Below are 24872 nucleotides of genomic sequence, written 5' to 3'. Positions count from 1 at the left end.
AATGCTGGGTATCTCCGGCTTATTTAAAGCAATATTCGTCGTATTAATACAATGCCATTGCTAGTTATAGACTTACCTTGGCAATACAGGCTTTGAAAAAACAATGTATAAAGAGCATATGGTCTTGCTAAGGTATTGTAATGATCTATAATGCGACTGAAATATAATCAAAAATGAGTATAAGGTCATTTCTTATCAATACGTAAAAGTAATTAAAGGATTGGTTTTAAAAAGGAGAATAAATGAAACATATTTTTACTAAGTTAACAGCTGCTGGTGCTTTACTTTCTGCAAGTTGCCTTATTAATGTTGCTAACGCAGGCGTTATTTTTTCTGAAGATTTCAGCGGTGGTAGTTCGTCACTGATTAATTCTACTAATGTTACTTGGTCAGACACAAGTGGTAATGGTTTTGAAGTGTATCAATCACAAAGTGCTTCTCCTCGTGGGATGAGTGGCACCTATGATCATGATAATGATGTAACAACAGCAGAAATCAATATCCCTGGTGCGATTGAAGTTAATGATGACCAAGGTAATGTGACTTTAACTGCAACATTTACTTTAGATTCAGCGATAACAGCAGATCAAGAAGGTTTGTTGACGTTTTTTGGCGGCGCTCGTAAAAGTGCAGATGGTGCAAGTGTGGAAGTGTTTAACGTAACACAAAACACAACTTTATCAGGTGTACTTGAGTCTGTATTAACAACCGAAGAATGGACTTTTAACAGCTTTGCGTTCAATACAACGGCTGCAGCGGCTGGTGATGAACTACAAGTTCGTTGGATTGGTGGTGGTACTAGTTCTGCAAATGGGCAAGAAGTAGCTTTAGTTAACTTCTCTGTTGTAGATGTTCCTGCACCCGCAACTTCAGCAATTCTAGCGCTTGGATTATTAGGTTTTGGCGTACGTCGCTTTAAAAAATAATTTAAACCGTTAAGTTTATATATTTAGAGAAACACTATAGCTTGTCTATGGTGTTTTTTTTTGCTCTACTTTTTATCCTACATAATCCTCTACTTTTAGTCTGCCTATCCATTGCTACAGTCATAGTGTAAAAAGTGAGCTGAGTCATTTGAATCTAATCGACTTAATATCTCCTTCTTATTAGGTTAACCTTTCCCTTATTACATTAACCTTTCCCCTTATTGTATTAACGACCCTGTCAAAACGAGACTATTCGATTAAGTCTAAGGTATAAATTACTTCGTTTAGGTTAAGTAAAAGCAACTTATATTTGATCATAATTTAAGCATTATTGAGTAAGTGAATCGAGTGTCAGCAGTTTGTGTATGAAATATATGAATTTGCTATTAATCATTAATTGCTTTAGACGTCTAGATGGCTTAGTATGCACTGGTAATTACGATGTAGATCACAGTCTCTATTGATCCAACAAAACGTAACACCCGATTAATTTCAGGAAATCTGATGATAGAAATAAAAAATGTAAACAAGGTATTTTATCAAGGCAACAAGGCGATTAACGCACTGTCTGATATTAATCTCACCATCGAACAAGGTACTATTTTTGGTGTAATAGGCTCATCTGGCGCAGGTAAAAGTACTCTAATACGCTGTGTGAACTTGTTAGAGCGTCCAACTTCAGGGCAAGTTATTGTTGATGGCGTCGATTTAACGACTTTATCTGAGCAAGAGTTGACACAAACTCGTCGTAAAATAGGTATGATTTTCCAGCACTTTAACTTGCTTTCATCTCGTACTGTTTTTAATAATGTTGCGTTGCCACTTGAGTTGGCTGGTGTAGCAAAAAGTACAATTAAAAGTAAAGTTGAAGATTTATTAGAGCTTGTTGGCTTGGCAGATAAACGTGATGTTTACCCAGCGAACTTAAGTGGTGGCCAAAAACAGCGTGTTGCAATTGCCAGAGCGTTGGCTTCTGATCCGAAAGTATTGCTATGTGATGAAGCAACTAGTGCCTTAGATCCTGCTACAACGATTTCTATTTTAGAGTTATTACGCAAAATTAATGAAGAATTAAACCTAACTATTTTGCTGATCACCCACGAAATGGCCGTAGTAAAAGGTATTTGCCAAGAAGTGGCAATTATTGGTGATGGTAAATTAGTTGAAAACGGTACTGTAGGTGACATCTTTGCACACCCAAAAACAGACCTTGCACGTGACTTTATTCGTTCAACATTAGACTTATCAATACCTGCTGATTACGAAGCGCGCTTACAGGCTACACGCACTGAAAATAGCTACCCATTGATTCGTTTAGAATTTACAGGTGCTTCCGTCGATGCTCCAGTAATAAGCCATGTTGCACGAGAGTTTGATATTGATATTAGTATCTTAAGCTCAAATATGGATTACGTTGGTGGGGTTAAGTTTGGTCTTATGTTAGCGGAATTCATTGGCCCTGAAGCTTGTGCGAATAAAGCAATCGAATATTTAAAAGAACAAAAAATTGAACTAGAGGTGTTAGGTTATGTCATTTAATGCAGTGATAACATGGTGGACAGAAAACACCCGTTTAATTGAGCTATTAGTGGACTCTTTATGGGAAACCATAGTGATGGTATTTACCTCTGGTTTCATTGGTTTTGCTGTGGGTATTCCGCTAGGTGTACTATTACACTTAAGTAAAAAGAACGGTTTGTTAGAAAATACCACCATGAATAAAATTTTAGGCATAGTGGTTAATATTGGTCGTTCTATCCCATTTATTATTCTATTGGTTGCGCTTATTCCGGTAACTCGTTTTATAGTTGGTTCATCGATTGGTACTGCTGCAGCGATTGTGCCTCTGACTATCGGTGCCATTCCTTTTATTGCTCGTCTGGTTGAAGGTGCGCTTTTAGAAGTGCCATCTGGTTTAGTTGAGGCTGCTCAAGCGATGGGCGCAAAACCGATGCAAATCATTAAAAAGGTATTATTGCCAGAAGCATTACCCGGCATCATAAATGCCGTCACTATCACGCTAGTAACCTTAGTGGGTTACTCGGCAATGGCTGGTACTGTTGGTGGTGGTGGTCTTGGTGATGTAGGTATTCGTTATGGCTATCAACGTTTTGATGCGACGGTAATGATGATCACCATTGTTATCTTAGTTATCTTGGTACAAATGATTCAATCACTGGGCGATCATCTTGTTAAGCGTGTTGATCATCGTTAAATTTTTATTCTTAACTATTAACTCTTAGTTATTAATTATTAACTCTAAAAAGTAAGTTACATTCAAAGGAAAATATATGAATTTTAATATCAAAAAAGTATTAGCCGTTTTAGGTTTTGCATCAATCTTTGCATTAGCGGGTTGTGGAGAAAAAGAAGTCGTCGCAGTTGATAATGATAAAATTACTATCGGTGTTATTGCGGGTGCAGAAGCACAGGTAGCCGAGGTTGCCGCTAAAGTAGCTAAAGAAAAGTTTGGTCTAGAAGTTAAGTTAGTCACTTTCTCTGATTACATTACGCCAAATGCAGCACTAGAAGAAGGTTCAATTGATGTGAATGCATTCCAACACAAGCCTTACTTGGATCAACAAATTACTGACCGTGGTTACAAGTTTGCTGTTGCAGGAAACACATTAGTTTACCCAATCGCTGGTTACTCAAACAAAATCAAATCTTTAGACGAATTAAAAGATGGTGATCAAATTGCAGTGCCAAGTGATCCAACTAACCTAGGTCGCTCTTTAATCTTATTAGAGAAGCAAGGTTTGTTAACACTTAAAGAAGGTGTTGGCCTGAAAGCAACAGTATTGGATATTGTTAGTAGTGAAAAAAATCTACAAATAATTGAGCTAGAAGCTGCCCAATTACCACGCTCATTGGATGATGTTAGCCTTGCTATCATCAACACAACTTATGCTAGCTCGATCGACCTTTCTCCTGAGCATGATGGTCTTTTTGTTGAAGATAAAGACTCTCCATACGTAAACTTGATTGTTGCACGTGCTGATAATGTTCAATCAGAAAATGTACAAAATTTTGTTAAAGCATATCAAACAGATGTTGTATTTGATGCGGCAACTGAAATCTTTAAAGGTGGCGCTGTTAAAGGTTGGTAATCACTTTTTAAAGCCTATTCGTAAATTGATTAAAAAGGTATTAAGCCCAGCTTAATACCTTTTTTTATATTCGCTATTCACATCTTTCCTATATCCTGCTTGTATCTTCTTCATTTAAAATAAAAACCGAAAGTATGAATATAGGATACATTTGAGTATTATATTTGATTACTTTTATTGAGCTTGAATTCAAGTAATAAGAACAAAATTCAATTGAAGACATTCGTTTTAACACATTTAATATATGTTGTTCGATATGTTACACGAAGAAAGACCGAAGGAATTAATAAGATGAAAAAAAGCGTTGTTTTTCTGTGCTTTATCGCCGCTTCAGCAGTTTCATTCACGGTGCAGGCTGACTGGAAAGAATCTGTCGCCAATGGCTGGGACTCTGTAAAAAATACTAGCACAACGCTTTATGCAGATGTAATGGGAGGTGATGATGACAATAATGGTAACAATGACTTATTGAGCCTTTCTGCCGCTAAGCAAAAAGCCATCACATCATGGGATAAAGTTGAAGATAGGTTTGTTGATATTATTGAAGTTAAAGAAGAGAAGTCTTCGGCGCCGGAAAGTGCTTTCTTTAAAAAGAACAAAGCAGCTTACCAAGAAGATATTGATCAGTTATTACATGATGTTTATGGCATATTAAATGACGATATAGTGTTGGATGCGAATAACAATATTGCTGATATTGATGCCTCTATTTTAGCGCTTCAAGAAAAAGCTTCTGAGCAAAAATCAAAATCTATTATCTTAATTGGAACAGAGAAAAAAGACGCATTACAAAAGCAGCAACAATATGAAGATGAGATACAAGAGTACCAACAAAATAGAGAGAAAATGATTGAAACGGTACAATCTCGTCTTGAAAAATTTGGGACTGAGCTTTCATTGCAGCAGGTTGAGGCACTATTGGTACGTGTCAATGCAGATGATATTTTAGCAATGACCACCATTTTCCCAGTAGTGGCTGAAATGGCGAGCTCTTTTGCTAAGATAACTGCAAACTCAGGTGAAGATCTGAATCATGCTAAAAAATATTACAGCATGTATGTGGTGTTATTAGAGTTACAACTTTATATTCAGGAACGTTATATTGCCGATTTAAAATACAAGTATATTCCACGTATCGATGAGCTACAAAACAAGCAAAATAGCCTGATAAAAACCACTAAAAAAGAGCTAAACAATGCCTCTTCTACACACAAGAAAATGTATGCTTTAAATTTAAAAAGCCAGAACACAACATTACAGGCTATCAAATTATATAAGCGCAGTATGCAAGGTGATGTAAATAATATGTCCCGAGCACATAGCTTGTTGATGGAGGATTATACGCTAGCGGTTAATACTTTAAATACTGTCACTATGTCATCTCAAGTTAGCAATCTCATTAACGACAGCAGTCAGTTATTCGATAAAATAATGACGATGCAAGCACCAGAGTTAGTGCCATTTAATAATATTCAAATGCAAAAAGAGTTTTCTGCTTTAACAGATAAAATTAAATAACCGTAATGGTGTTGAGTCGTTGGTTTTTATTTCCTATTAGGAGGCTCTATGAAAGTTAGATTAATGGAAAAAACAGATTTAGAGAATGTCGCGGAGATCCATAGGCTAACCTTTGTAAGGCAACAAAATTCATTGCAATGGATACAGTGTAATTTCAATGCGTTTCCTCGATTCTTAAATTTTGTGGCAGAAAAAGAGGGTAAAATCCTCGGGTATATTATTTGGATTCAAAAAAGTGGTTTTCGCCCGCAAGCCGTTATTGAACTTGAGCAATTAGCTGTTTCACCTAACTTTCAAAATCAAGGGGTTGGTCGTCAATTAATTACTGAGTCACTTGCTTTAGTAAATAACCATCTTTCATTAAATGGCTCAACCTTAAAGCATATTTTAGTGACAACGCGTGCCGATAATTTTGCACAGCAGCTGTATAAAAGTACCTTAGGAGCAGAAATTGAAACTACGATTACAAACTTATATTCCGATGATGAAGTATTAATGATTGCTAGAAACGTGAATACCAAGAAGTAGTGCATTATTATTTAATCGCTATCAAATTTCAGCTTTGATAGCGACATGGTAGGCATCAACATCAACTTTGATCAAGTTGACTCGTTGGTGCATGCATTTGATCCATTCTCAACAACTGGTGTCATTGATTTACAAGGCCCACACCATGGAACACTAAAAACAGCAATGAATACTCATGTTCTGATAATCGCTGCTCAAGATCATCGCTAGCTGTTAGTTATTTCATGGTTAATCTTCATGGTTAAAGTCTCGCTTAAGATGTTAGTAATTGCTCTTATTATGCGAATCTAGGAGAGAATATTATTCGTTTATTTTTTCTATTTGCTCTTCTGTTAAGCCTTTAATACCAGTCCAATTCACTTGAGCTGTTTCAAGGAATCCTGGTACATCTTTTAACCATTGTTTTTGAACGTCTTTGTTAAGGTTTAAATATAATTTATCGCCTTTGATATGCCATGCCGTTGGGTCAGTATCAAACTTCTGATTCATGGCAACACCCATCGCACAAAAGCCACCATATTGTGGTGCATACTTAGCAGGTGTGGCTTTAAATAGGTATCGATTATCGGCACTCGAGAAATGATAGATAGCGCCATTGTAAGCCGCTGTATATTTATCTGAGCCTTTAGTGGGAGAGCCATCAGTAAAGTACGAGACAGTGTCATACCCCTTTATAGCAAGGTCATTATTGTTTGCATTCACTTCAATGTTTGCTGCAAAACTTAAGCTGCTTACTAATAACGCAGAGCTTACTAGTGTCGATTTGATTAGTGATGAAAGTGTCATTTTATTTCTCCATTTTATAATAACAAGCTGGTGTTAAGTCAGGATTCAATCTGGCTTGGCAAATAATATAAGGCTTTTAATCTAATCAAAGGGATGACATAGTCCATGTTTTGCCCCCAATCGTCCAAAATGGTCGCGGAGAGAATCAACATGGATCAGCTTTCAATCATATTGAAACGATTTTCGATGAATACAGAAGTCTTTTTTACTGGAAATTTGTGTGGCATTAGTCATTTCGATAAACAATTAAATCAAGGCCATTTACATCTTCTACAATCCGGGGAATTAACCCTTATTGATGAACAAGGAAAGTCACTGCGCTTTAATAAGCCAACAGTGCTCTTTATTCCTTCACCGCATACTCATCGCATAGTTGGTGATCCCGCGAACCCTCCAAAATTGGTGTGTGCCAATGTTATTTATAATGAAGCAACATCTAACCCGATAGCCGAAGCCTTGCCTACATTGCTGCATTTTAATCTCGATGACTGCCCAAAAATAAAACAGACTTCATTAGGGTTATTTGAAGAGGCGTTTGAAAACAGATGTGGGCGATTACCGATGATCAATGCCCTGACAGATATTTTTATTATCTATATTCTTAGGCATGTATTGAGCAATAATATAATGGATCATGGCTTGTTAGCTGGATTGTCTCATCCACACTTATCTAAAGTGATCCTCGCAATTCAAGAAGCGCCAGAACGACAATGGGGGTTAGATGACATGGCGGAAATGGCATTAATGTCCCGCTCTAAATTTTCTGAGTTATTTAAACGTATTGTTGGACAGAGTCCTGGAGACTATGTGATTGATTGGCGAATCATTGTTGCTAAAACATTATTAAAGCAAAATAAATCTGTTGCCTTAGTTGCTAATGCGGTGGGTTATGAGGATGGTTCTGCACTTGCTCGTGTGTTTAGGAAAAAGCAGGGGATGTCTCCCAAACAATGGCTTGAAAAAAGTAAATAATTGTTAGGATTAAAAATAGAGTTGTGGAAACTAAATAGAGTGTGAAAAATAGTAGAGTGTAGGAAAAATAGAGTAACCTCAGGCTACTCTATTTTTTAATAACAATTACTTAATAACAATTACTTAATAACAATTACTTAATAATAATTACTTAATAACAATTACTTAATAACAATTACTTAATAACAATTACTTAATAATAATTACTTAATAACAATTACTTAATAACAATTACTTAATAATAACCTTTTTATAGAAACGAGGTTATAAAAGTTATTTTAGTAAATTAGGCTTTACGACGACGCGCAGCAACTAAACTAAGTAAGCCTAAACCAAATAATGCCATCGCACCTGGAGCTGGAACTGAAGCAATTTTTGCTACTTCAGTTGCTTGTGTGCCACTTCTTAACACACCGTAAGTGAGTAGAGTCGCTGCACCATAGTTTTCCCAGAACAACAAATCAAAGGATACTAAACCAGTATCAGCGAAGCTAATCAGTCCACTGTCTCTTTTACCTGTATTTGCATTGTAGGTATAGACTGCATTACCCGCTAAACTAACTGTCATGCCATCATCGTGGAAAAACTGCAGCGCAGAATATAAAGAAGTATCAAGAAAACCTGTTGCAGTTAATACAAAAGTTTCGTTATGACCATTATCAAATCCAGGCGCTCCATGTGCTGCAGCATCGCTGTAAAAAATATTATCACTTTCAAATGAATAAGTTGGAGAGGTTGTGCTATTAATAACTGTTTCAGATTGTGCAATATTGTTTAAACTCGAATTTGTCTCATAGATATTAATAAGAGCTGCATTTGCGTTTAAAGCCATTAGTGAAGCAACGGCTGCTATGATGATTTTTTTCATGATACTGATTCCTTTCATTGTTAGGTTACTTTTATAATACTCATTAGTGATTAATCAATGTTGAGTATATTTTCTATGGTAAAGCAGTAATCATGCCAGTATGAAAATGTTTTTTAATTCAGTCTCTTACTGATTTTCTGTATGTTCTATATTTTAATGTGTAAATTTTTTCGTCACACATGTTTGTTTTTATACCGTGGCCTCTGTTTCATTTATCACGGATATTTCCGATGATAAGAAATTTTACGATACAAAGGTGTTGATCAAAAAACACAGGTGAAGTGTCTGGTGATGCCAACACTCGTATTATTAAGCATAAAACATAGGCTTTATATTGACTGTTTGACCTGTATCAAGTTATTGTTCGCGCTCCTCTGGATATAGTCTTAAAAACTATGCATTTATGTTTTGTACAGCGTAGATGTTTGGGAACTTGGTTAAATGCCAAGGCTGCCCCCGCAACGGTAAAACAATATTAATTTATTATTGTTAAGCCCGGATACCAAACCTTTGGATGCTACTTGTTGTTGAAGCAAGTACCGTGGTGTTGCGGAGGGCTTCACCGGCTGGTTTGTTTTTGTTAAGAAGATAGCTGAGGTTATTTGTTCTTATTAAAGGTGTACCATCTCCTCCACAACTTCGCCTGTTCATTAATCAGACGGAGATTTTTCTGTGTTAATTTTTAAAAAACTAAAACAATTTTCTAGCCCATTCTTAATTGCCTTAAGCTGTATGGCTTCATTGTCAGCCAATGCGCACTTCCAAATGCTTTATACGCCTGAGTTGTTACATGCAAAAGGTGGCGAAATTAGCTTTAAAATGCCCTTCACTCATCCCGCTGCAAGTGGTCACGTTATGGCGGTCGACAAACCTGAAGCATTTTATATGATTAAAAAAGGTAAAAAAACTGACCTGATCGATACGGTAAAGGATATTGAATGGCAGAGCGCGGTTGATAAAGGTCATGCTTATCAAGCCGACGTTAAGTTACGTGGTTTAGGTGATTATGTGTTTATTGCACAACCATCGCCGTATTTTGAAGCGGAAGAAGATACTTATATCCAGCAGATCACTAAAACTATTGTTAATGTGGGTAACCTACCAACCGATTGGAATAAAGATTTGGGACTAACCGCTGAGATCGTACCGCTGACAAAACCCTATGCGATTTATGAAGGTGGTATTTTTAGTGCCGTTGTAAAGTCTAAAGGACAACCTGTACCATTTGCGGCTGTGGAAGTTGAATTTATTAATTATGTGCCGAATATGCAAAATAATCACTTTGCAAAAGAGCCTATCATGACTCCCCCTTCAGATATTTTTGTAACACAAACTATCTATGCTGATGCCAATGGAACTTTCCACTTTTCATTATTAAAAGCAGGGCAGTGGGGATTTGCCGCATTAGGCATAGGAGAAGATAAAATGTATAAAGGCAAAACTCTTTCTCAAGATGCAGTTATATGGGCACAGGCGACTAAGCTTCCTTAGTTCAAGCATTACCGTTACCCTTGCTTGATATTTGAATATTCAAATAGTTTAAGCTTGGAGCGGGTAGCGGTTATTTAAAACGGATAAATTATGCATATTGTCGATGGTGCTCTTTCAGTACCGGTATTAGTAAGTGGTGCAGTGTTAGCGGTTGTAGGTGTTTTTATTGGCCTTAAAAAAATGGACTATGACCATTTACCATTGGTAGGTGTATTGGCTTCTGTATTTTTTATTGCTTCTTATATTCATCTACCCCTCGGCTTTTCTAGTGTGCATTTAATTATGAATGGTTTGTTGGGTATTATTCTCGGTTGGGTTGCCTTCCCTGCATTATTGGTAGCCTTGTTATTACAGGTTATTTTCTTTGGCTTTGGTGGTTTATTGGTATTAGGTGTTAATACCGTCAATATTGCTTTACCTGCGGTAATTATTTATTACCTTTGTTATAAAGGCATACGTCATGAAAGTGCTAAAGTCGCGGCTATTTGGGGCGCGATTGGCGGGGCAGGGGCGATTATTATTACCTCGGTGATGGTTGCTTTCTCTTTAGCATTATCGGGGGAATCATTTGTATTAGCGGCAAAAGCGGTATTACCCGCACATATTCCTATTATGATAGTGGAAGGCTTTGTTTCCTATGCCGCGGTATATTTAATTCATACGGTGAAACCAGAGTTTATTACTAAGGAAAAAAGTTAATGAAAGCCCTTTATTCATTATTTATTTTGATGTCTTTTTTATTGTCCTTTACAAGCCCAGCTTTAGCGCACAATGTAGTCGGTGGGGTTTACGTTAATGGATTTGATATTGAAGGTGAAGCTGGATTTTCAAATGGTGCCATGGCAAATGCTGGCACAGTGGTTAAAGTCTCTGATGTTTCCGGTATACCATTGGGTGAAGTAGTCACCGATGATCAAGGCTATTTTGTATTTACGGCTAAAAAACGTATTACCCATGTCTTTGAGATTAATATGGGCGCAGGGCATACTTTGAAAATGCAATTACCCGCAGAAGAGTTACCAGATAGTTTGGATTCATCAACGACATTAAATGCTGATCCTGTGTCATCTGCGAATCAGACAACTAAAAAAGTGGATCCGCAAATTGTCACTAACAATCAAATAACCGCATTGATGTTAGAGAAAGCGATTGCCAAACAGATAAAACCGCTGCGTAAAGAGATACAAGCTTTAAAAGAAAAATCAGGTATTCGCGATATTATTGGTGGAATTGGTTATATCTTTGGTTTGCTCGGGGTAGTCGCTCTTTTACGTGAACGTAGATTAAAGGCTAAAAAATAATGTCACAGGGGCTAGAGCATAGTTTGACGTCATGGTCAGGACAAGCACTAAAACATCAAGCATCCTGGATCGATGCTATTGACGCTAGAGTGCGTGTGCTTTGCTCTGGGTTATTTGCGCTAGTGGTGGTGCTTAGTAGTCAATTTGCTCCTACGTTGTTAGGGTTAATCGCTGCTTTTGTATTAGTAAAATCAAGCAAACTTAATATAAAGCGCACATTAAGACGTGTGATTGCGATGGATTTATTTATGCTTACACTGATCTGTATTTTGCCTTTTACCACGCCTGGTGATGTGATGTTTAGCGTATTTGGTTTAGCTGCTAGTTGGCAAGGTTTATCGCATGCGTTATTAATCACTATTAAAGCGAATGCGGTGTTATTGGTTTTGTTCTCTTTAGTCGCGACCATGAGCGCTTCAACATTAGGGCATGCCTTAGCCCACTTGAAAGTACCTGATAAATTAGTTCATCTTATGTTATTTATGGTGCGTTATTTAGATGTGATCAGCCAAGAATACAAAAAAATGCGCCGTGCAATGCAAGCACGTGCTTTTGTATTGCGTACCAATCGACATACTTGGAAAAGTATTGGTTATCTATTTGGCATGTTACTGATCCGTTCTGTGGAGCGTGCCGAACGTATATCCGATGCCATGAAGTGCCGCGGATTTTGCGGTCGTTATTACCTTAACGATGATATGAAAATGGGCCGTATAGATATTATTTTTGGCGTGTGTGTTATGTGTTTCTTAATACTGTTAATAGGGCTCAATATTGATGACTTATTCAAATAATCCACTGATTAAAATAGAAAATCTCAGTTATGCTTACCCAAGACGTGGGGCGGTATTAAAAAGTATTAACTTTACCTTACACAGTAATGAACGTGTTGTAATCAATGGTGATAACGGCGCCGGAAAAACTACATTATTACATTTAATCGTCGGTCTAAAAAAAGCCAAACAAGGTGACATTATTGGTTTTGGTGAACCTTGTAAAACAGAAAAGCAGTTCAATCAACTACGCGCTAGAGCAGGCTTACTCTTTCAAGACCCCGATGATCAATTGTTCTGTCCAACGGTATTGGAAGATGTCATGTTTGGGCCTCTGAATTTAGGTTTTACTAAGCAACAAGCGATCGATAAATCATTACAGACGTTGAAAAAGTTAGGTATGCAAGGTTTTGAATCTCGTATTACCCATCAACTTTCTGGAGGCGAGAAGCGAATGATTACTTTAGCCAGTGTATTGGTGATGGAGCCGCAGGTGTTGATTTTAGATGAGCCAACTAATGCTTTAGATGAAAAAGCAAAAATGCGTCTTTTAAATGTGTTGCAAGGGTTACCACAAGCGATGATTATTATTTCCCATGATAGAGCCTTTTCAGAACAATTAGGAACCAGACAATTACATTTACAAGATGGATTGTTAACCGAACCATCAAAATCAACGGTCGCTGTGGCTTAGTGCATAGGAGATAGAAGAAAATGAACAGCCACACACATAATTATATTGAGCAATCACAACAAGCTATATTTCCTTTTAGTGCGGTGCAGGGGCAGCCCTTGTTTAAACTGGCGTTATTATTAGCCACGGTTAACCCATTGATTGGTGGTGTGTTAATTTCAGGCCCGCGTGGTTGTGCAAAATCAACGCTAGCTCGCGCTGTGTCAGACCTATTGCCGGTTAAAGATGGACAGACTCCAGAATTTGTCACCTTACCCTTAGGGGCGAGTGAAGAGATGTTGATAGGTACATTGGACTTGGACCATGTACTAAAAGACAAACAAGTTAAATTCTCACCTGGGTTATTAAAAAAAGCACATAATGGCATATTGTATGTGGATGAAGTTAATTTATTGCCGGATCATTTAGTTGATCAATTATTAGATGTTGCTAGTAGCGGCGTTAATGTTGTCGAGCGTGATGGTATTAGTCACCGCCATGATGCGCGTTTTACTTTAATTGGCACCATGAACCCAGATGAGGGTGAATTACGCCCACAATTAAAAGATCGTTTTGGTTTGATGGTTGAATTAGACAATGCTTATAGTATTAATGAGCGTGTTAATATCGTTAAAACACGACAACGCTTTGAGCTTGATAAAATTGCTTTCTGTGACGATTACCAAACTGAGCAGATTTTTTTACAACAACAAATAAGCGATGCGCAGAAATTACTGTCCAGTGTGCAATGTAGCGATGATTGTTTAATCGAGATAGCTACGCGTTGCCAACAAGCTAATGTTGATGGTTTACGTGCGGATATCATGATGCATCATGCGAGCTTAACCCATGCTGCATGGTGTGGCCGAAAAGCGGTTAGTTTTGATGATATCGCACAGGTTGCGCCCCTTGTTTTATCACATCGTATGCAACATGGTGGCTCACCTCCGCCTTCAGGAATGCCAGAGAACCCACCAACATCGGATAATAAAAAAACATCTGCGAGCGATAATAGTGGTGGTTTTTCTCGCCCTCAAGCTCCACAGCAAAAAAATGAGCAAGATGCACTAAATTCTAATTCGAGCAATAATCCTGATCCAGCTAATGATTCTAATAATGAGGGTGGTAGTCAAGGTAATTCTGGAGAATGGGGGGCAATGCCCGCTCAATCGGGAGAAGCTCAAAAAACGAATACTATAGCTCATATCGCATTACCAAAATTAGAAAAAAGTGTTTTACAAGCACCGTTTAAACCCAGTTTGTTAACTGAACAATATAGTAAAAACAAGCAAGGAGATACTACAAAAGGTGAGAAAAAATCTCCCATAAATAGTCATAAACCCGATTGGTTTAAAACCTTAGCAAATAGTTTAGGGCAATGGCCGCCAGCGCAATTTTCCTTTAAAAAAGTAGACACTGGCGAACAAAACTTACATTTGATTCTATTGGATACTTCAGCATCAACGTTAAGTGAGAGCTTATCGTCGATCGCAAAATCGGTGGTGATGAATATTACTGATAATGCTTATCTACAGCGTGATAAAATCAGCTTGTTAGGATTTGGTAATAACCAAGTTGAAACCATCATTAAAGCAGGACGAGCACCTAAACATGTCACTCGCTTATTAGATGATATCACTGCACTAGGTGGGACGCCCTTGCGACTAATTCTAGAAAAAGCATCACACAGCATTAAACAACTGACGCAACAATATCCAGAATTATCACTTTTTTGTTACTTGATCACCGATGGTCGAAGTCGTGTGGATATCGATGATTTAAAACTAAATGTTCCCACTTTATTAATTGATATTGAAAAAGCGCAGATCAAGCGTGGCCGTGGCAAAATATTAGCACAGCAGCTTAATGCACAATATTTTGCGGTGACAGCTTAAAACAAAGCGATAGCCTAAAAAAGTGACAGCCTAAAACAGGAAGAGATAAAGTCGATGATAAAAAAAGCAAGTTGTCCGGCGCTATTTTTAGCCGCACCAGCATCAGGCCAAGGTAAAACTACCATCACTTCAGCGATGGCGCGTTATTTTACTGAGCAAGGCAAAAAAGTGCGTGTATTCAAAACTGGACCTGATTACCTGGACCCGCAAATTTTAGCGCAAGCTTCACGTGCACATGTTGAACAGTTAGACATGTGGATGGCAGGTGAACACTATTGTCAGCAAAAACTCTTTGAAGCAGCCTCCGAAGCGGATCTTATTTTAGTTGAAGGTGCCATGGGCCTGTTTGACGGCGAACCATCAAGCGCAGATTTAGCGGCGCGTTTTAATATACCGGTCGCTATTGTGATGGATGTAAAAGGCATGGCACAAACGGCGGCAGCGGTAGCAATCGGCTTAGCCAACTTTCGCGATGATTATACTTGCCATGGTTTGATTGCAAACAATTGTAGCAGTGAACGCCATGCACAATTAATAAGGGACGCATTAGGAGAACAATTACCTCTGTTAGCTTGTCTTAAAAAAGATCCTGAAGTGGCATTACCTGAACGTCATTTAGGTCTAGTGCAAGCAAGCGAAGTATTTGATGAGTTAGAAACTAAGTTTACCTTAGGATGCGAATGGTTAGTGGACGGAGTAAAACGTGCAGATGCCAATAGTCCATTATTAGCATTACCAAAAAGTGTCGATTTTTATTCAGCTGCACAACCAAAAGTTGAGCCATTATTGGCAGGTAAAAAGATTGCTATTGCACAGGATCTTGCATTCAGTTTTATCTATCAAGCCAATACGCGTTTGTTGCAAGAGATGGGCGCGACATTACACTACTTCTCTCCGTTAAAAGGGGATAATTTACCTGAGGCGGATGCGTTATGGTTGCCCGGTGGTTATCCTGAATTGTATGCTGCGCAGTTAGCTGAAAACACCGTATTACAGACTCAAATTTCTGAATTTAATCAAGCAGGGAAACCTATCTTAGCGGAATGTGGTGGTTTCTTATATTGCCTAAATGAGCTGGTGGATTTGGATCAAAAGCATCATAAAATGCTAGGTTTATTAGATGGCTTCGGCAGTATGTCTGGAAAGCGAGGCTGTCAGGGAATGCAAAAAGCGATTCTACCTGAAGGTGAGATTCATGGGCATGCTCACCATAGATCACGTGCGATTATGCAGATGCAACCTATCGGTTATGGGCAACGTCAACGTCATCCTGCGCCCGGCGAAGCGATTTATCGTAGCGAGAATTTAACCGCAAGTTATCTGCATCTATTTTTCCCCTCTAATCCTGCGCTAGTTGCGGATCTTTTTATGGGTAAATTACAAGCGGTTGACCAACAAAAGTTAGTGGCGTGGGAAAACTACCATACCCAAGCTGTAACGAGTGCGGTTAGCAAAGAGACTCAGCAGCAAGCTGCAATGCAAGCACAACAATAGAGTAACCTGAATTATGTGGCCGGAATCGAGTGAAACAGAGCAACCATTACGTAATGGTTTAACCACGGGAAGTTGTGCAACAGCTTGTTGTGTGGCTGCTGTGCGCGCGTTATTAGCTAATAAGCAACCAGCGAGCGTTGAGATAACGTTGCCGCGTGGTGAAGTGGTTAATCTGGATATCATTAATTATCAATCTATTGAGCAAGGGATACGTACCAGTACTATTAAAGATGCTGGTGATGACCCTGATGCGACACACGGTGCTACTTTATTTGTTGAATTACGTTTAATGCCTGAGCAAGGTATTAAGTTTAAAGCCGCTGAAGGGGTCGGTACGGTTACTCGTGACGGATTAGTGCTAGCAATTGGTGAACCTGCAATCAACCCAGTGCCACGTAAAATGATGACAAGCCATCTTGAGCATTACGCGCAAGCTTATCAATATGCTGGAGGCTTTGAAGTTTCAGTGGGGGTTGAAAATGGAGAGCAGATCGCAACCAATACCATGAATAGCCGCTTAGGTATTATTGGTGGTTTATCCATTTTAGGTACAACGGGCATTGTGCGTCCCTATTCTTGTGCTGCTTACATTGCCTCTATTCATCAAGGCATTGATGTCGCTCGCGCTAATCACTTCACGCACCTTGCTGCTTCAACAGGCATTGCCAGCGAACATGCTATTAAAGAATACTATCAAATGGACGAAGTGAGCTTGATTGAGATGGGCGATTTTGTGGGTGCTATGTTGAAATATTTGCGTCGTGAAAAAATCGACGCTAAATCAGGAAATCGCATTCAAAAACTCAGTATTAGTGCCGGTTTTGGTAAGTTAACTAAGCTGGCGAATGGACATTTAGATCTTAATAGCCGCCAATCGAGTATCGATTTTGAACAGTTAGCGAATATCGCAAAAAATCTAGGTGCTAGTGCTGAATTGCAACAACAAATATTAACGGCTAATACGACTATTCAAGTCCTTAATATGACTAAAGAAGCTGGATTAGATATTGCCACTGTGGTGTGTGTTGACGCTTTAAAGTTTGCTAAAAGCATTGTTCACGCATCTATTGAGGTGGAAGTGTGGGCTGTTAATAGAAAAGGTTTGTTTGTTGCTAATAGCCATCAAGATAAATTTGATTCTCAAGGTCAAATAATCGCTCAAAGTAAGGTTGATTTGTGAGAATATTAGTTGTTGGTGGTACTGCTGATGGACGTAAGTTAGCCACTGAATTACATCGATTAGGGTTTGATGTTATTTATAGTATTGCAGGCATTGTGCGCAAGGCGACTGTGCCTTGTGAGTCGATTAGTGGTGGATTCAGTCAGTTTGGCGGCCTAGCTAAATATGTCACTGAGCATGTAATTACACATGTTATCGATGCGACTCACCCCTTTGCACAAACCATGAGTAATACGATTGCTCAAGTCAGCATTGAACTGTCTATTATTTCGATTCGTTTCCATCGCCAGCAATGGCAGAAAACTGACCAAGACAATTGGGTTGAAGTCTCTGATTGGCCAACATTGACTGAAAAAGTAGCGCAACATCGTTGTTTATTTGTTACCGCAGGTCAAGTTTCACAAGACGTGATTGATGCTTTATCTGCTCAAGCTGAACAAGTTTTATTACGTACTGCAATGCCCGCAAAAATTATATTGCCTGCTAATGTGACTTGGTTAAAAGCAATTGGTCCGTTTCATCTCGAAGACGAAATGCAGTTACTACAAACCTATAACATTGATGCCGTGATCAGTAAAAACAGTGGTGGAGATGCCACTTATGCGAAAATTATAGCTGCTAGATCAGCGAGTATTCCCGTATATCAATTTAAGCGTCCAGATCTTCAACCCTTACAATACCAATTTGATAATGCAGCAAGTTGTATCGCGCTATTAAAAGAGTCATTGCTCTCAACTGGATCTGACAACACACACCGCGATACATTAAATAAAAAATTAAATAAAACATTAAATAAAACATTCAATAACATAGCAATTGAGCCTAAAGATGAAATTTGACTATATTCACGATCCAACATTAATTGAACAAGAGAGTTTTCGCCAAATCAGAGCTTTAACGGATCTGGAACACTTATCAATGCAGGCGCAACAAGTCGTGATGCGAGTGGTGCACAGTGTCGGGATCCCCGCCGTAGCTGCACAGGTTAGATTAAGTGAACATGCTTGCCAATCAGGTATTGATGCGCTGAAAAAAGGGGCGGCAATCTTGTGTGATGTGGAGATGGTTAAACAAGGCATTACAAAACGCATGATTAAAACCGACCCATTGTGCTTTTTAAACGCAGATGGTGTGCCACAGCGGGCAAAAGAAACTGGCGAAACCAGAACCATGGCAGCATTGACTGCATGGTTACCCTATTTAGAAGGCAGTGTTGTGGTGATTGGTAATGCACCGACAGCATTGTTTCGTTTATTAGAAATGATTGACCAAGGCGCACCCAAACCCGCCTTAATTATTGGCATGCCGGTTGGATTTGTTGGTGCAGCAGAGTCAAAACAAGCATTATGGGATGTTCACCAAGAGTTAGGCATAGAATGTATTACTTTATTAGGACGCGAAGGTGGTAGTGCGGTGTCCAGTGCAAGTTGCAATGCCTTATTACGTTGTATCAAAGGAGAGTTGTATTAATGAGGTTCTTTAAAAAGTTAATGAATGTGTTTTCAGTTAAGCTTGCAGACAGTGCGAAAGCATCTAACAAGCCAACGCGCGAAATAGCTGTAATTGGACTAGGTGTCACTGAAAATGCAATGCTCAGTGAACAAGCTTTATTAGCGTTACAGTCAGCCGATTTGGTGATTGGATCTGAGCGTCAATTATTGACTTTAGAAAAACAATTAGCCTTTCAGCCTAAGGTCGAGGCTCTGACTGAGGGTGAGCAACAACAGGTTGAACCAAAAGCCGAGGTGTTACCGCCACGCACTGAAATTATTCCAAAATTAAAACAGCTAAAAGCATTAATAGAAACAGAACAAAAAGTCGTAGTGTTAGGCTCGGGTGATCCACTTTATTACGGTATTGGTACTTGGATCAGCAAGAACTTTCACGATGCCGCAGTGCGTTTTTTCCCTGCAGTTTCTAGTATTACCCAAGCTTGTCATAGCCTGTCGATAGCACAGCAAGATGTTAATGTAGTGAGTTTACATGGTCGTCCTTTAGCAAAACTGAAAGTAGAATTAAAGGCACAGCAAACATTATTACTATTGACTGATAAAGACAGTATGCCACAGCACATCGCAGCCATTTGTGAACAAACAGGATTTACACAAGCAGAGATCATAGTGTGTGAACGTTTAGGGTATAGCCAACAAAAAATATCACGTTTTAGCGTCTCTGAATTATTAACCGCTGAATCTGAGGGCAATCTACAAAACTTCGATGCTTTACATGTTTCCTTTGTTATTTGTGGTGCAAATAAAGGTTATTTGCCGGAATTTCCAGGCATTAAAGATACTGATTTTGAAACCGGTGAATTAGGTAGTAAAGGCATGATCAGTAAGCGTGAAGTACGTTTAGCTATATTGTCATTATTACAACCAAGTAAAAATGACACAATTTGGGATATCGGTGCTGGATGTGGTGGCGTTGCCGTTGAATTAGCCTATTGGCAACCACAGGCAAAAATATATGCCATCGAACATAATCAAGCTCGCTTTGATTGTTTATTACAAAACCAACAAAAATTTGGTGTCGTTAATAACTTAATAACACAGTTCGGGCGTGCACCTGAAGCCCTTTCAGAGCCTCCTTTTTCTGAACAGCCTGCAGCAAACAAAATATTTATCGGTGGCAGTGATGGTGCATTACCAATGCTACTTGAAATGCTTTGGGAGAAATTACCTGAGGGTGGTCAAATAGTTGTTTCGGCAGTGATGGAAAGAACTAAATCGCAGTTATTCGATTTTTATAGCATTCGCGACAAGGTTGCCGATAGTGAACTTGAAACACTACAAGTGGCTGTAAACAAAAGTAGAACCTTAGGCGGTCAACTCGCTTATAAACCTGCTTTAAGTGTTAGTTTATTTAGTTTCACTAAAAATACTCAGCAAAACCAAGAAAAGGAACAATAAAGTGGTATTAGCGTTACAAAGTGGCACTTTTATTGGTGTAGGTGTAGGCCCTGGTGACCCTGAGTTATTAACATTAAAAGCGTATCGAGCCATTCAAGCTGCCGATGTTGTGTGTTATTTAGAAAATGAGGCTGGGCAGTCGCAATCACTTGATATCGCAGTTGAAGCTCTCAAAAAACCAATTAAACAACAGCTACATTTAGGTATTCGTTTTGCAATGTCGCGTCAGCGAGTGGCTGCAAACTTAGCCTATGACAAAGCCATTGCGCAGATACAAGTACATCTGAAACAAGGTAAAACCGTGGTGTTTTTATGTGAAGGTGATCCTTTGTTCTTTGGATCTTTCACTTATCTATTAGAACGCTTGGAAAGTCAGTACCCGTCACAAGTCATTCCTGGGGTACCTGCCTTTGTTGCTGCGACGGCTGAATTACAAATTCCGTTAACTGTATTAAAACAATCTTTTGCGGTGATCACTGGGCGCCATAGTGATGCAAAAATTAAAGCTGCATTATTAGATCATGATGCCGTCGTTATCATGAAAGCGGGAATTGAACGTCCGCGGTTAATTGCTTTGTTGAAAGAGACTCAGCGATTTGATGATGCTAACTATTTGGAATATATCAGTCGGGACCAACAGAAAATAATTCGAGATTTAAATCAGCTAGACAATGTCGCAGGGCCTTACTTCTCTTTATTTGTGATCACCAGAGAGGAACTCACCGCGTGATTCGAATTATCTGTTTAACGAAAGTCGGGCAACAGTTAGCAAGGCGTTTACAGTACCTTTTAAATAGCGCTTCGACACCAATAAACAGTGACGTTTGCTTTAAACCTGCGCCTTTTAAGGATGTTGTACAAGGCTACTTTACAAAGGGTGAAACACTTATTTTTATCTGTGCCACTGGCATTGTGATGCGAACCCTAGCACCGGTAATAAATGATAAATATAGCGATCCTGCTGTTTTGGTGTTAGATGAACAAGGGCAGTTTGTGATCCCGCTTTTATCAGGACACGAAGGTGGTGCTAATGAGTTAGCAAGACAAGTCACTGAGTTGCTGCAAAACCAATTAGTATTAACCACCGCTAATAGCTACTTAAAACCTAAATATGTGGTTGGTATGGGGTGTGAGCGCCATTGTCCAGAGCAGGTTTTACTGGGTTTATTAGAGGAATGTTTAGGTAAAGCTGGGCTTACCATTAATGACATTAGTGCTATTACAAGCATTGATATTAAAAGTGATGAAGTTGGTTTAATTGCGTTAGCCAATACCTTACAAAAACCATATGTAACCTTTGATGCTAAGACCTTAAGCTTGATGGAAGATCGTCTTTCTACTAAGTCAGATTATATTTTAAAAACCGTTGGCGTATATGGCGTGGCAGAGTCTGCTGCTCTATATAAGGCTCAACAGTTAACCAATAATGGTAGTGAATTACTGCTTAATAAACATAAAAATAAACAAGCTACCTGCGCTATTGCCAGAAGTTATAGCCTGTAGATAATTAAAAACTAGGAAATAAAATGAGTTTTAAAAAACAACTTTTTGTTGTCGGTATGGGACCGGGAAATGCTGATTTAGTGGCGCCAAAAGCATTAAAAGCGGTTCAGCAAAGTACTGATTTAGTCGCTTATGGACTTTATTTAGACTTGTTAGGGGCACCTTGTAATAACAAAGTACACCATGATTTACCTTTAGGGGAAGAGATTGGTCGTGCTCGTTTAGCATTAGATTTAGCAGCTAGCGGCAAAACTACCTCTCTTATTTCAAGTGGTGATATTGGTATCTATGCTATGGCGACTTTAGTGTTTGAATTGTTAGATAGACAACTTCAAGGATTAGAAGAACATCCTGAATGGTTAGATGTTGAAATCGACGTAGTGCCGGGGGTTTCGGCAATGCAAGCTGGTGCAAGCCGCATTGGCGCTATGTTAGGCCATGACTTTTGTACTGTCAGCTTATCGGACTTATTGACTCCGTGGGAAACCATTAATAAACGAATTCATAGCGCAGGTGAAGGGGATTTTGTTATTTCATTCTATAACCCTGTGTCGAAAAAACGTGATTGGCAGCTTAACCATGCACGCGACGTATTATTAAAATATCGTCCTGCTTCAACCCCAGTTTTATTAGGTCGCCAATTGACCCGTGAAGATGAAACTATCCGAATTATTTGTTTAGATGAACTCGATGCTAAAGACGTTGATATGTTTACTTTGGTAAGTGTGGGTAATAGTGAGTCTCGCCATATCATCAACGGCGATAAACATTGGGTGTACACACCCCGAGGCTACAAGAAAAAATTATAGCTAATAGCGTTGCTCTACGAACAATTTCTGCGTTAAAAGTGCTCACTTAGAAGCTGAGCTCTGCGCTTACAAAATGAATTATAGCCTTGCATTTCAAGCGATTTCTGCGTTGAAAGTACTCACTTGGTAAACCAAGCTCCGTGCTTTCGCCTTGAACTAGCGTGAATTGCTTAGCCATAATTTATTTTGTGATAGTGAGTTAAAAGTAACAATTAAAAGCTAAAAGTATTAATTAAGAAGGATTCTACATGAAAGTTTATTTTATTGGCGCAGGGCCGGGTGATCCTGAATTAATGACGATTAAAGGGGCACGCTTGTTAAAACAGTGTCCAGTCGTTTTGTATGCAGGATCGTTAATTCCCCGTCAAACATTACAAGATGTTGAAGACAGTGCTGAGTTGATTGTTGATACTGCCAAGATCAACCTTGATGAGATGGAAGCGTATTTTGTTGAAGCTTCAAAAGCAGGTAAAGATGTAGCACGTTTACAATGTGGTGATCCTGCCTTATATGGCGCGATAGCTGAACAGATCCGTCGTTTAGAAAAACATGGGATTGATTATGAAGTTATTCCGGGAGTGAGTGCGACGGCTGCATCTGCTGCGTATTTAGGAAAAGAGTTAACATTATCGGGTGTATCACAAACAGTTATCATGACTCGTTATGAAGGTAAAACACCTTTCCCAGAACGTGAGCGTTTACCGCAATTAGCACAAAGTGGTGCAACTTTAGCGATTCATTTAGGTATTACTAAGATCCGTAAAATCGTGGCCGAGTTAATTCCGCATTACGGTGAAGATTGTCCTGTGGCTGTTTGTTATCGTAGTTCTTGGCCTGACCAAGATAAAGTCACGGGCACATTAGCGGATATTGCGGAAAAAGTAGAAGCGAAAGGCTTCAAATTAACGGCATTGATTCTGGTTGGCCATGTATTAGATACCACCAATTTTGAAGATTCATACTTGTATAAAAAAGATAAACCGAATATTTTCCGTCGTCGTAAAAATACACTTTCTATTGAAGAATTAGAGGCTAAAGATGTCAACAATAAATAACATGTCGTTAAACAAAATTCCAACTACCGTTGTAACGGGTTTTCTTGGAAGCGGTAAAACTACTTTATTAGCTAACTTGCTTAAAAAAGCCAAAGGCAAACGTATTGCCGTGATCATGAATGAGTTTGGTGAGTTAGATATCGATTCAGAACTGTTACGTAGCTGTCCGCTAGAGTGTGAAGATGAAGCTGCGGTATTAGTCGGTGGAGATGACGGTATTTACGAACTCGCTAATGGTTGTATCTGTTGTACGGTAGAAGAAGAGTTCTTACCTGTGATGGAAAAACTAGTGGCTCGTCGTGATCAAATTGACCATATTCTAATTGAAACATCAGGTCTTGCGTTACCTAAGCCGTTAGTACAAGCATTCAACTGGCCGGGTATCAAAGAATATTGCACCGTAGATGCAGTTATTACATTAGTTGATGGCCCTGCGATTGCCGCTGGCCGTTTTGCCGATGATGAAGATAAAGTAAAAGAGCAACGAGCACTAGATGAAAGTTTAGATCACGACCCAAGTTTACAAGAGTTGTTAGATGATCAACTTAACTCTGCTGATTTAGTGGTCGTGAGTAAAAGTGATTTATTAAACGAAGAAGAGCAAGCGCGCGTTAAGGCGGTAATAGAAAAACGCGTACCAAGTTCAGTTAAAACAGCTTATATCAACAATGGTGATGTGCCACTTGAAGTATTAATTGGTATTAATGCTGGCACTGAAAAAACCATTGATAAAGTACATAACCATCACGACCATCATCATGCTCATGGTGCCCATCATGATCACGCACATGACCATTTTGATTCAATGGTGATCAGCTTGGGGACGGTTGATGCCGATAAACTGAAACTAAGTGTTGAAAAGCTATTAAACGAATTTAACTTATTCCGTATTAAAGGGTTTGCGGCAGTTGAAAATAAACCAATGCGTCAAGTGTTACAGGCTGTTGGTAAACGTTTAGAAGTTCATTTTGATCGTTTATGGGAAGCCGATGAAAGCCAAAAAACCGAATTAGTATTAATCGGTAAAGGCTTAGATGAAGCTGCGGTTATCGCTATTTTAAAAAGCGCTGAGGTTTAATAC

General features: G+C 38.9%; 26 protein-coding genes and 1 riboswitch. Of the genes, 24 read left to right on the top strand and 2 right to left on the bottom strand.

Features of this window, described 5'->3' with window-relative positions:
- Positions 1–242: 242 nt before the first annotated feature.
- The 7 genes from MT391_RS11860 to MT391_RS11830 all read left to right on the top strand — a co-directional run bounded on the left by MT391_RS11860 (position 243) and on the right by MT391_RS11830 (position 6292).
- Complete coding sequence (locus MT391_RS11860) at positions 243–926, top strand: PEP-CTERM sorting domain-containing protein (RefSeq protein WP_299661863.1); 684 nt, start codon at positions 243–245, stop codon at positions 924–926.
- Positions 927–1430: 504 nt separating this feature from the next.
- On the top strand, positions 1431–2465 hold the full coding sequence (metN, locus tag MT391_RS11855; RefSeq protein ID WP_166372723.1) for a methionine ABC transporter ATP-binding protein MetN: 1035 nt from the start codon (positions 1431–1433) through the stop codon (positions 2463–2465).
- A complete protein-coding gene (locus tag MT391_RS11850) occupies positions 2455–3141 on the top strand; it encodes a methionine ABC transporter permease (RefSeq protein WP_166372724.1) in 687 nt (228 codons plus the stop codon). Before metN ends, MT391_RS11850 begins: the two co-directional genes overlap by 11 nt.
- Before the next feature lie 76 nt (positions 3142–3217).
- Positions 3218–4036, top strand: coding sequence for a MetQ/NlpA family lipoprotein (locus MT391_RS11845; RefSeq protein WP_166372725.1), 819 nt, complete (start codon positions 3218–3220; stop codon positions 4034–4036).
- A 291-nt stretch (positions 4037–4327) separates the two neighbouring features.
- Positions 4328–5554 carry a hypothetical protein gene (locus tag MT391_RS11840; RefSeq protein WP_499498205.1) on the top strand — a complete coding sequence of 409 codons (1227 nt, stop codon included), beginning with the start codon at positions 4328–4330 and terminating at the stop codon, positions 5552–5554.
- Between the two features lie 63 nt (positions 5555–5617).
- Complete coding sequence (locus tag MT391_RS11835) at positions 5618–6082, top strand: GNAT family N-acetyltransferase (protein WP_499498255.1); 465 nt, start codon at positions 5618–5620, stop codon at positions 6080–6082.
- Between the two features lie 45 nt (positions 6083–6127).
- Positions 6128–6292: a hypothetical protein gene (locus tag MT391_RS11830; RefSeq protein ID WP_499498203.1), complete on the top strand. Its 165-nt coding sequence runs from the start codon at positions 6128–6130 to the stop codon at positions 6290–6292.
- Between the two features lie 90 nt (positions 6293–6382).
- Here MT391_RS11830 and MT391_RS11825 read toward each other — a convergent pair whose 3' ends face one another.
- Positions 6383–6868, bottom strand: a complete 486-nt coding sequence (locus tag MT391_RS11825) for a YHS domain-containing (seleno)protein (RefSeq protein WP_499498201.1) — start codon at positions 6866–6868, stop codon at positions 6383–6385.
- A gap of 105 nt (positions 6869–6973) precedes the next feature.
- Here MT391_RS11825 and MT391_RS11820 point away from each other — a divergent pair, with 105 nt between their 5' ends.
- Positions 6974–7840, top strand: a complete 867-nt coding sequence (locus MT391_RS11820; RefSeq protein WP_499498199.1) for an AraC family transcriptional regulator — start codon at positions 6974–6976, stop codon at positions 7838–7840.
- A 286-nt stretch (positions 7841–8126) separates the two neighbouring features.
- On the opposite strand, the gene MT391_RS11815 is transcribed toward MT391_RS11820, so the two are convergent.
- A complete protein-coding gene (locus MT391_RS11815) occupies positions 8127–8708 on the bottom strand; it encodes a PEP-CTERM sorting domain-containing protein (RefSeq protein WP_299661835.1) in 582 nt (193 codons plus the stop codon).
- A 389-nt stretch (positions 8709–9097) separates the two neighbouring features.
- Positions 9098–9233, top strand: a riboswitch (cobalamin riboswitch).
- 147 nt (positions 9234–9380) lie between these two features.
- Between MT391_RS11815 and MT391_RS11810 the strand changes: the two genes are divergently transcribed.
- From MT391_RS11810 to cobW, 16 genes are all read left to right on the top strand, one after another.
- Positions 9381–10199 (top strand): DUF4198 domain-containing protein, encoded by an 819-nt coding sequence (locus MT391_RS11810; protein WP_299661832.1) that lies wholly within the window; start codon positions 9381–9383, stop codon positions 10197–10199.
- A 90-nt stretch (positions 10200–10289) separates the two neighbouring features.
- On the top strand, positions 10290–10898 hold the full coding sequence (gene cbiM, locus MT391_RS11805) for a cobalt transporter CbiM (protein ID WP_028870308.1): 609 nt from the start codon (positions 10290–10292) through the stop codon (positions 10896–10898).
- The gene (locus MT391_RS11800) at positions 10898–11500 is read left to right on the top strand and encodes a NikL family nickel/cobalt ECF transporter subunit (RefSeq protein ID WP_299661828.1); all 603 of its coding nucleotides are present in this window, start codon (positions 10898–10900) and stop codon (positions 11498–11500) included. The genes cbiM and MT391_RS11800 overlap by 1 nt, the downstream gene beginning before the upstream one ends.
- Positions 11500–12294 carry a cobalt ECF transporter T component CbiQ gene (gene cbiQ, locus MT391_RS11795; RefSeq protein WP_299661825.1) on the top strand — a complete coding sequence of 265 codons (795 nt, stop codon included), beginning with the start codon at positions 11500–11502 and terminating at the stop codon, positions 12292–12294. The genes MT391_RS11800 and cbiQ overlap by 1 nt, the downstream gene beginning before the upstream one ends.
- Complete coding sequence (locus MT391_RS11790) at positions 12278–12967, top strand: energy-coupling factor ABC transporter ATP-binding protein (protein ID WP_299661822.1); 690 nt, start codon at positions 12278–12280, stop codon at positions 12965–12967. The genes cbiQ and MT391_RS11790 overlap by 17 nt, the downstream gene beginning before the upstream one ends.
- A gap of 20 nt (positions 12968–12987) precedes the next feature.
- Positions 12988–14841, top strand: coding sequence for an AAA family ATPase (locus tag MT391_RS11785; protein WP_499498196.1), 1854 nt, complete (start codon positions 12988–12990; stop codon positions 14839–14841).
- Positions 14842–14895: 54 nt separating this feature from the next.
- The gene (locus MT391_RS11780) at positions 14896–16335 is read left to right on the top strand and encodes a cobyrinic acid a,c-diamide synthase CobB (protein ID WP_499498194.1); all 1440 of its coding nucleotides are present in this window, start codon (positions 14896–14898) and stop codon (positions 16333–16335) included.
- 13 nt (positions 16336–16348) lie between these two features.
- Complete coding sequence (locus MT391_RS11775; RefSeq protein ID WP_499498193.1) at positions 16349–17515, top strand: cobalt-precorrin-5B (C(1))-methyltransferase; 1167 nt, start codon at positions 16349–16351, stop codon at positions 17513–17515.
- Positions 17512–18354, top strand: coding sequence for a precorrin-6A/cobalt-precorrin-6A reductase (locus tag MT391_RS11770; RefSeq protein ID WP_499498191.1), 843 nt, complete (start codon positions 17512–17514; stop codon positions 18352–18354). The genes MT391_RS11775 and MT391_RS11770 overlap by 4 nt, the downstream gene beginning before the upstream one ends.
- Positions 18344–18985: a precorrin-8X methylmutase gene (locus MT391_RS11765; RefSeq protein ID WP_499498189.1), complete on the top strand. Its 642-nt coding sequence runs from the start codon at positions 18344–18346 to the stop codon at positions 18983–18985. The genes MT391_RS11770 and MT391_RS11765 overlap by 11 nt, the downstream gene beginning before the upstream one ends.
- Positions 18985–20424 carry a precorrin-6y C5,15-methyltransferase (decarboxylating) subunit CbiE gene (gene cbiE, locus MT391_RS11760; RefSeq protein WP_499498188.1) on the top strand — a complete coding sequence of 480 codons (1440 nt, stop codon included), beginning with the start codon at positions 18985–18987 and terminating at the stop codon, positions 20422–20424. Before MT391_RS11765 ends, cbiE begins: the two co-directional genes overlap by 1 nt.
- Before the next feature lies 1 nt (position 20425).
- Positions 20426–21154, top strand: a complete 729-nt coding sequence (gene cobI, locus MT391_RS11755) for a precorrin-2 C(20)-methyltransferase (RefSeq protein WP_499498186.1) — start codon at positions 20426–20428, stop codon at positions 21152–21154.
- Positions 21151–21927 carry a cobalamin biosynthesis protein gene (locus MT391_RS11750; RefSeq protein ID WP_499498184.1) on the top strand — a complete coding sequence of 259 codons (777 nt, stop codon included), beginning with the start codon at positions 21151–21153 and terminating at the stop codon, positions 21925–21927. Before cobI ends, MT391_RS11750 begins: the two co-directional genes overlap by 4 nt.
- Before the next feature lie 23 nt (positions 21928–21950).
- Positions 21951–22736 (top strand): precorrin-3B C(17)-methyltransferase, encoded by a 786-nt coding sequence (gene cobJ / locus MT391_RS11745; protein WP_499498183.1) that lies wholly within the window; start codon positions 21951–21953, stop codon positions 22734–22736.
- Between the two features lie 248 nt (positions 22737–22984).
- Positions 22985–23791, top strand: coding sequence for a precorrin-4 C(11)-methyltransferase (gene cobM / locus MT391_RS11740; protein WP_499498181.1), 807 nt, complete (start codon positions 22985–22987; stop codon positions 23789–23791).
- Positions 23775–24869, top strand: coding sequence for a cobalamin biosynthesis protein CobW (gene cobW, locus MT391_RS11735; RefSeq protein ID WP_499498179.1), 1095 nt, complete (start codon positions 23775–23777; stop codon positions 24867–24869). Before cobM ends, cobW begins: the two co-directional genes overlap by 17 nt.
- Positions 24870–24872 lie beyond the last annotated feature (3 nt).

It is taken from the genome of Vibrio sp. 1-Bac 57 (genome assembly GCF_037546855.1).
In the GTDB taxonomy this organism is placed as follows: domain Bacteria; phylum Pseudomonadota; class Gammaproteobacteria; order Enterobacterales; family Psychromonadaceae; genus Psychromonas.
This window is presented reverse-complemented; position numbering and strand designations above follow the sequence as displayed.